General features: G+C 54.8%; 5 protein-coding genes and 2 rRNA genes. 5 read left to right on the top strand and 2 right to left on the bottom strand.

Translation table 11 applies throughout. From position 1 onward, the window contains the following. Together CFB81_RS16540 and rrf are read left to right on the top strand one after the other, a co-directional pair. A 23S ribosomal RNA gene (locus CFB81_RS16540) occupies positions 1-111 on the top strand; the annotation flags it as partial. A 115-nt stretch (positions 112-226) separates the two neighbouring features. Next, positions 227-339 (top strand): 5S ribosomal RNA (rrf, locus tag CFB81_RS16535). A 246-nt stretch (positions 340-585) separates the two neighbouring features. Here rrf and CFB81_RS16530 read toward each other — a convergent pair. Beyond that, complete coding sequence (locus CFB81_RS16530) at positions 586-831, bottom strand: SymE family type I addiction module toxin (protein WP_089435868.1); 246 nt, start codon at positions 829-831, stop codon at positions 586-588. 155 nt (positions 832-986) lie between these two features. Continuing rightward, the gene (locus CFB81_RS35500) at positions 987-1,589 is read right to left on the bottom strand and encodes a hypothetical protein (protein ID WP_143328602.1); all 603 of its coding nucleotides are present in this window, start codon (positions 1,587-1,589) and stop codon (positions 987-989) included. A gap of 1,231 nt (positions 1,590-2,820) precedes the next feature. Here CFB81_RS35500 and CFB81_RS16525 point away from each other — a divergent pair. From CFB81_RS16525 to CFB81_RS16515, 3 genes are read left to right on the top strand one after another with little or no spacing between them, the layout of a single operon-like run. Continuing rightward, positions 2,821-4,659, top strand: a complete 1,839-nt coding sequence (locus CFB81_RS16525) for a class I SAM-dependent DNA methyltransferase (RefSeq protein WP_089435822.1) — start codon at positions 2,821-2,823, stop codon at positions 4,657-4,659. Next, the gene (locus CFB81_RS16520) at positions 4,656-5,984 is read left to right on the top strand and encodes a restriction endonuclease subunit S (protein WP_089435821.1); all 1,329 of its coding nucleotides are present in this window, start codon (positions 4,656-4,658) and stop codon (positions 5,982-5,984) included. The genes CFB81_RS16525 and CFB81_RS16520 overlap by 4 nt, the downstream gene beginning before the upstream one ends. Continuing rightward, positions 5,981-6,913, top strand: coding sequence for a DUF5655 domain-containing protein (locus tag CFB81_RS16515; RefSeq protein WP_089435820.1), 933 nt, complete (start codon positions 5,981-5,983; stop codon positions 6,911-6,913). The genes CFB81_RS16520 and CFB81_RS16515 overlap by 4 nt, the downstream gene beginning before the upstream one ends. Positions 6,914-6,958: the final 45 nt, after the last annotated feature.

Raw genomic sequence — 6,958 nt, 5'->3', positions numbered from 1 at the left:
GACTAGATCCCCTTGAAGGGTCGTTCGAGACCAGGACGTTGATAGGTCAGGTGTGTAAGCGCAGTAATGCGTTCAGCTAACTGATACTAATTGCCCGTAAGGCTTGATCCTATAACAAGTCTGCCTTTACAGGACGGTTGGATTCTCGTGTGTGATACACACAACTCAAGATTACTGCTTCTTCCAAGATTGGTTGCGCTGCGAAGCAACGCAACAACCCTCTTTGCCTGATGACCATAGCGAGTCGGTCCCACCCCTTCCCATCCCGAACAGGACCGTGAAACGACTCTACGCCGATGATAGTGCGGATTCCCGTGTGAAAGTAGGTAATCGTCAGGCTCCCTAAGCCAAGAACCCCCGCCCGAAAGGCGGGGGTTTTTGCATTGGCGCGGCAGAAATGTGCGGTGCGCCTGGTATGGGTTGCAGCTCCTGCCGACAGGCTAAACGGCAGCGGACCTGAGTGTCTGGCCCGCTGCGCTTGCATCGCAATCGTCGCTTGTCACAGTTACTAACGGTATCGAGTCTCGGGTGCTGAGCTACCTGAGCGGTGGTGACTTGCGATGCCTACCATGGGCAATGCGCTGATCACATCGGCGTGATGATGAGTCGCTTGTCCTCGACGGTAATCCGAACGCGTTCTCCGGCCTCGAATCCCGCGTCCTCAAGCCATACTCCCGCTATTTTGATCCACGGAAAATACGTCGTGTTCAGTTTCCGGTGCGCCCTGATGGCACGGAGAACCCGGGACAAGGAATGATGGCGTGCTGACTCTTGGACGGTGACGAAACGTTCCGTTACGGGGGTACGTGACTTATGATTGGCGTTAGCCATGATCAACTCTCCTGTGATGAGTTGGTGGTGGTCAGCGGGTCGTATGGGTGGCAGCCCATGCGGCCCGCGCTTTTTTGCGGTGCTGCAGGTTCAGTTTAGAAGATAGGTGTTGGTTGAGGGAACTAGCCGGACGGTATAGCCGCCCCTCGAAGATACTACTTGATCGCTGGCTCTGCAGCTGACATGAAGCGTTTCGTAGCCGATATATCGGTTGAAATGTCGAGGGTTAGCAGGGCAATAAAACCGAAAAAAATTGTCGGGAGCATTAAAATTGCCGCAGTCTGCCACGATAAATCCTGATGTGAAAAGAGATACCAGGGACCAAGGGCGGCGTAAACGGAGATTGCGTATGCCGCAGAAAAAATCAACTTTTTCGATTTCCTTTTCCGTTCCGAATTGTAGGCATCTCTGAATATAAATAGGTTTGAGTTCTCATCGAAATCGATCAAATGGCGAACTGTTTTCATCATGGATAAAACGGTCAGTGGTGATCGCGAATTGAGTATAGATAATATTTCCCGGTACTCGAACAGGGAGCCGAAAATGGCTCGAAATTGCTGCTCTACAACGAGGCGGCTTCGCTTGGAAATGTCTGTGGATAAAAACGACGCTAGTTGATCTAGTTTTGCTTGTTCTAAGCTTTTCGATTTAATTTTTTCCTTCCATCGCATTTGAAGATGTGCGATCAACCAGGCGGCAACCGTGGTCGCCAATCCCGGGAGAATTAGCTCTGTAAGGTGTTGGGCTGATGTGGTCATGTTTTTTTTCTGAGTCAAGTTTTTTGAGGCGATTGTAGTCGTGTGTGATGGGGTGAATTGAAAATATCGAAGATATTTCCATCTGTTGTTTCTATAAAAGTTTGCTGGATGTGTCAACTGAAATACTCCATGGATCGGCCAAAATTTCATAGGCACTTGTGTGCCAACGCCGACTCGAAACTAACCCACTTTCCGACGCTTCGCCGTAGTAAATCTGGCCCACACTGGATCCAGTGTCGCGTGCCAGCTTTCGCGCTTGCCCTCAGTCGCTAGCTCTCGCCGCTGATTTGATCGATGTGGGCGTGATGCAAGAGCCAGCCGGACATGGCAGCCATGAGCCTCTGGTCGTTGTCAAAGACGGTGGCCTATTACATGCACCAGGTCGACGGCCGACATGATGGTGCCATGCTCGTAGCGTTTGGGGACGATGTTGAATAACATGCTTTCCCCCTACGCTCGAACCGCAAATAGCGGATTTCGTTGATGACCAAAACGGCCTCGGTCCGGTGACTGCGAGGTTGAAGAATTCCCGCCAGCGCGTCCGTTGCATCGTCAGGTCGGCGGTCCTGATCAACCGCGTTTTGATGCTCGCCTGCGTCGACCGATAGCTAGCGCGCTCGCAATGTGCGTCTTCCCGGCACCTGAGACGGTCCAAGCAGGACGACGTTTTCGGCACGCTCGATTAATGCGAGACTGACCAGTTCCTGTATCTGTGTGCGCTGCCCCCTCTAGCAAAACCGCAGGCGTATCACTCCTGGGTCTTACGGCTGGACAGAGAGGCGAGTCTCGTGAACGTCTAACGCTTGCGTTTGTCGCGGACATCCGGCCGGTAGCAGATGCTTCAGAAGATCGGCCAGACGCGCAGCGGCCGTGGCAGTGTGTTGATCCAGGGCGCCTCGATTATCGGCGAAGCGGCCGAGCTTTGACCTGCACCCGCAAGTCGGTGTCGACCGAGATAGCCCCGCACAGCAGGACAGGCAGTAGGTCGGGCAGGAGGCGATCCACCCTCAAAACTACTCGTCGGTATTGCATCGACGGGTTGCGGTAGCAGAAAATCGTCGAATTTTTCAAGTTTAATGGGGCTAGATCAGGGCGCTCGCTTTTTGGTCGACTTGCCGTCACGCGGTTCTAGCCGGCCTTCGTCGTTCCAAAGGTAAAATTAGTCCGACCTGCCTCATTGCACTTTGCGCAATGGACGATATACGAATACCTGCCGCACCTACGGATACCAATGAACCATCAGGCGCTGTCATCCTTTATCTGGTCGGTCGCCGACCTGCTGCGTGGCGACTACAAGCAGTCTGAATACGGCAAAGTCATCCTGCCGTTCACCATCCTTCGCCGCCTCGACTGCGTGCTCGAATCGACGAAGCCGAAAGTCCTGACCGAACTCGCGTCCATCAGTAAAACCGGTCTGAATCCCGACCCGTTCCTGCGACGAATTACCGGGCAGGCGGTGTACAACACCTCGCCGCTGGACCTGGTGAAGCTGCTCGGCGACCAGGACAACATCCGCAAGAACCTGTACGACTACGTGGCGAAGTTCTCGCCCGACGCGAAGGACATCTTCGAACGTTTTGATTTCCACACGCAGATTGAGCGTCTGGCCAAGGCCGACCTGCTCTACCTCGTCATCGAGAAATTCGCGAACATCGACCTGCACCCCGAGGTCGTCGACAACACGCAGATGGGACTGGTCTTCGAGGAACTCATCCGCAAGTTCGCGGAAATATCGAATGAGACCGCCGGGGAGCACTTCACGCCGCGCGAGGTCATCCGCCTGATGGTGAACTTGCTGTTCATCGAGGACGACGAGGTGCTGCAACCCGGCAATGCGGTCGTGCGCACCATCTATGACCCGACTGCGGGTACCGGTGGCATGCTTTCCGTCGCGGGCGAGTTCCTGCTCGAGCACAACCCGGCTGCGCGCCTGAACATGTTCGGCCAGGAGCTCAACGACGAGTCCTATGCCATCTGCAAGGCCGACATGCTCATCAAGGGGCAAGACGTCGGCAATATCGTGGCCGGCAATACGCTGTCCGACGATGGCCATGCGGCGCGCAAGTTCGACTACATGCTGTCGAATCCACCGTTCGGCGTCGAGTGGAAGAAGGTCGAAAAGGCCGTGCGGAAGGAGCACGAGGACAAGGGCTTCGATGGCCGCTTCGGCCCTGGCTTGCCACGGGTTTCCGATGGTTCGATGCTGTTCCTGCTGCATCTCATCTCGAAGATGCGACCGGCTGTTGATGGTGGCTGCCGCTTTGGCATCGTGTTAAACGGTTCGCCCTTGTTCACCGGCGGCGCCGGCTCAGGCGAGAGCGAAATCCGCCGTTACGTGCTGGAAAACGACCTGGTCGAAGCCATCGTGGGCCTGCCGACCGACATGTTCTACAACACGGGCATCGCGACCTACGTGTGGATTCTGTCGAACAAGAAGCCGGCAGCCCGCAAAGGCAAGGTACAGCTCATCGACGTTTCCAGCTTCTCGCAGAAGATGCGCAAGTCGCTCGGCAGCAAGCGCAAGGAAATGTCAGACGAGCAGATTACTGACGTGACGCGCCTGTTCGGTGGCTTCGTGGAGGCGCAGCTCGCGACCGTGTTTGATGCCGATGGCCGGGAAGTCGCACGGCGCGTTGTCTCTGCTGGTGAACACGTGCCGGAAGCGAAGACTGGCGAGACCGTCAAGCTCGCGCCGATTTCGCGCATCTTCCGGAACGAGGATTTCGGCTACACGACCATCACGGTCGAGCGCCCGCTGCGCGATGAACACTGCGAGATTGTGCTCGGCGTGAAGGGTAAACAGAAAGGAAAGCCGCAGGCCGATAGCGCGTTGCGCGATACCGAGAACGTGCCCCTTTCAGAGGACATTACCGCGTACTTCGAGCGGGAGGTGCTGCCTCATGCGCCAGATGCCTGGATTGACGAAGACAAGAGCAAGGTCGGTTACGAGATTCCGTTCAACCGGCACTTCTATGTATTCGAGCCGCCACGCGACCTGCATACGATTGATGAAGAGCTAAAGGCGGTTTCTGCCAACATCATGAAGATGCTCGAGGAGTTGGCTGAATGAGCCTAGCAAAATATTTACACTATAAAGATAGTGGAACTGCCTGGCTGGGCGAAGTCCCGTCCCATTGGACCTTGGCGCCTCTTTGGACGCTTTTCAGCCGCACTAAACGCACCGGTTACGAGCATGACGAGCTTCTTTCCGTATACCGTGACTATGGCGTAATACCGAAGGCAAGCCGCGACGATAACAACAACAAACCCTCTGACGATTTGGCCTCATATCAGCTGGTCATGCCTGGTGATTTGGTAATCAACAAAATGAAGGCGTGGCAAGGTTCGGTTGCAATTTCTGACCATCGTGGAATCGTCAGTCCCGCATACTTTGTCTATAAGTCAAAGCACACTGAAGAGCCTCGTTATTTGCACTATTTGATGCGCTCACCCCGCTACATCACTGGGTATCTATCGCTTTCAAAAGGCATCCGCGTAAACCAATGGGATTTGGAACCGCAATACCATTCGCGTATGCCTATCCTACTGCCCCCTCGTGAAGAGCAGGCGGTTATCGCTACCTTCCTCGACCGAGAAACCGGCAAGATTGATGCCCTGATTGCCGAGCAGGAAAAGCTCCTCGAACTGCTCGCGGAAAAACGTCAGGCCACCATCTCGCATGCAGTTACGCGCGGGCTCAATCCGTATGTGTCGATGAAGGATTCGGGTGTGGAGTGGCTGGGCAAGATACCAGCACATTGGAAGGTCACGCGCCTAAAATTTGTCGCAACGGTCCAGACGGGTATCGCCAAGGGAAAAGATACCTCGGGCAAGGAAACGATAAATGTGCCCTATCTACGTGTGGCCAACGTGCAGGACGGCTTTTTGGCCTTAGCCGACATAGCCACTATCGACATTGAACCTGAGCAGCTGTCGCGATATCGTTTGCTTCGCGGTGATGTGCTCATGAATGAAGGTGGCGATTTCGACAAACTCGGTCGTGGCGCAATCTGGTCAGGCGAAATTGACGACTGTATTCACCAGAATCATGTCTTCGCTGTTCGTCCGCACGGTGTGTCTTCCCAGTGGCTGAATCAAGTTGCCAGCTCACGCTATGCACAGTTTCACTTCATGGGGCGCTCCAAGCAAAGCACCAATTTGGCTTCCATCTCGTCGACAAATGTTATGGAGCTGCCGCTTGTATTGCCACCTGAAAGCGAGCAAGAAACGATTCTCAATTTCACGAATACCGAAGTAGAACGACTCAGTCGTCTGAAATCTGCAGCACAGCACGCTATAGAATTACTCAAAGAACGACGCAGCGCCCTAATTTCCGCCGCTGTCACCGGCAAAATCGACGTCCGTAACGAGCTGCCACAGGAACTTGCTGCATGAGCGACATTCAGCTTTTTCGCTTGTCAAATGGTGCGGCAAGCGAACTACCCGGCCAGGTTGCAAAGCTGGAGAAGCAACTCCAGACGCTGATTGAAGCGAACATGCAGGCCTTTTTAGGTGTCCGCTTCCTCGCCAGCGAGTACGCCACCGGCAAGACGCACAAAGGCCGCATTGACTCTCTCGGCCTCGATGAGAACGGTTGCCCGGTCATTATCGAATACAAGCGCCACAGCAACGAAAACGTCATCAATCAAGGGCTGTTCTACCTGGACTGGCTGCTCGACCACCAAGCGGAATTCCGTTGGCTTGTGATGGAACAGCTTGGTAAAGACGTGGCCGAGCATATCGAGTGGAGCGGCACTCGCCTGCTCTGTATCGCCGTCGACTTTACGCGCTACGACCAACATGCTGTCCAACAGATTCCGCGCAATATCGAACTGATTCGCTACAAGCTGTTTGGCGACGACCTGCTGCTGCTCGAACTGGTGAATGCGCAGAGCGTTGCCGACGCCACGGCGAGCAAGTCCGGACCCGCTGACCAGCCCACGGAACCTGAAGTGCCGAAAGCAGCCGGTAAAGACAAATCGCTGGATGAACAGCTTGCGCTCGCGTCTACCGAAACTCGTGACTTGTACGCACAGCTCACCGGTTACCTCATGGCATTGGGTGACGACGTTCAGGAGAAGCGCCTGAAGCTCTACACGGCGTTCCGGCGCCTAAAAAACTTTGCGTGCGTCATTGTCTATCCGAACAGAATCCTCGCAACACTCAAGCTTGACCCAACGTCCGTCATGCAGGAGGAAGGTTTCAGCCGGGACGTCAGCCAAGTCGGGCATTGGGGCACCGGCGATGTCGAGTTGACATTGCGCACGCTGGCCGACCTGGAGCGTGCCAAGCCTTTACTCGAACGCAGTTACGCGGAAGGCTAACCGACCTGAGCGACATTCAAGAAAAACGACACGATCAGACGCATG

Source organism: Burkholderia sp. AU28863 (assembly GCF_002223195.1).
GTDB lineage: Bacteria > Pseudomonadota > Gammaproteobacteria > Burkholderiales > Burkholderiaceae > Burkholderia > Burkholderia sola.
The sequence above is the reverse complement of the archived record's forward strand: the minus strand, read 5'-3'. Positions and strand labels throughout refer to the sequence as shown.

Excerpts from the sequence above, each read along its gene's own strand:
- CFB81_RS16530 (WP_089435868.1), bottom strand. The coding sequence starts at position 831 with ATGGCTAACGCCAATCATAAGTCACGTACCCCCGTAACGGAACGTTTC.
- CFB81_RS35500 (WP_143328602.1), bottom strand. The coding sequence starts at position 1,589 with ATGACCACATCAGCCCAACACCTTACAGAGCTAATTCTCCCGGGATTG.
- CFB81_RS16525 (WP_089435822.1), top strand. The coding sequence starts at position 2,821 with ATGAACCATCAGGCGCTGTCATCCTTTATCTGGTCGGTCGCCGACCTG.
- CFB81_RS16520 (WP_089435821.1), top strand. The coding sequence starts at position 4,656 with ATGAGCCTAGCAAAATATTTACACTATAAAGATAGTGGAACTGCCTGG.
- CFB81_RS16515 (WP_089435820.1), top strand. The coding sequence starts at position 5,981 with ATGAGCGACATTCAGCTTTTTCGCTTGTCAAATGGTGCGGCAAGCGAA.